Annotated in this window: 1 protein-coding gene; it reads left to right on the forward strand. The window is 49.0% G+C overall.

Annotated features, from left to right (window positions below; all coding sequences use genetic code 11):
- On the forward strand, positions 1-1,027 hold a 1,027-nt coding region (locus tag R7R24_RS24985; protein WP_318119793.1), incomplete at both ends, for a chromosome partitioning protein ParA.

Consider the following 1,027-nt stretch of genomic DNA (forward strand, 5'->3'; position numbering starts at 1 on the left):
GCACGCCTGAGAATCGTGAGGAAATTGTCTTAGCCAACCGTGTGTTGTCTGATCCTCGCTTTCAAAGCCAACTAAAGAGTCTCGATCTCAATTATCTGGATGACGCTAAACGACATCTCAACCTCGACTGGGTTTCTGTCGATGAGGCGATTGATCACTTGAACGAAAGCCAGCAGTACATTGAGGAAAACTTTGCCTCTGATGAGATCATCTTTGAACCTCGCGGCATCACGTTCAAAAACATCGTGATCAAAAAGAAAGATTGGCAGGGCCGCGCTTGTGCCTACGATCTGCGCTATAAACATCACCCCAAATATCGCCCCCCTTTTGGTGAGACCCGATTCACCATCACCAAAGATTCGTTAATTGAACACCCGAGTGTTGGCGACCATTTTCAAGGTTGCTTCATATCGCCGAATCACCAAATTACGGAAGATATTGTCGAGCCGATTAGCAAATTTGCGGATTGGTTTAACCTTGTTGGTTGCTCTATCACAGGATGCACCCGCAACGACTTGAATGGCTTCTCTCTCGAAGACTTTGACGATGAAGGCGACTGGAAATATCGCTCAGTCGCGATGAATTTTGACCCAAGCACTGAGCTCTTTATGGAGAAAGTACAAGGTCTCGGGCGCAACAAACACATCCAACACAGCAACCGCACTGAAATGCTGTGGTTTTCCTACCCTAACACCAGCGAGCACGACATCGACTACCTCGGAGTGTGGCAGCAAACCCAATACCACCAGCAATCCATGACACAATCGTGTCTGTTAATGCGCCACCAACAAGTGATGCGATTGCCACGCAGCGCCGAGACCTGCCCAACCGATGCAAGCCTATACACCCAAGATGTCACCCGCGAGTTTGCCGATATGTGGTGGGTAAACAATGACGAACCGAAAGCCAATTTGGCGCAAATGAACATCATGGTGCGCTGGTCAACCACTCCGGCAGAAATCAACTACACCACTTGGGAATACTTACCGGCGGGAGCCAACTGGGAGCAAGGCATTTTGTATCGCTA

The organism is Vibrio sp. 704, assembly GCF_033339295.1.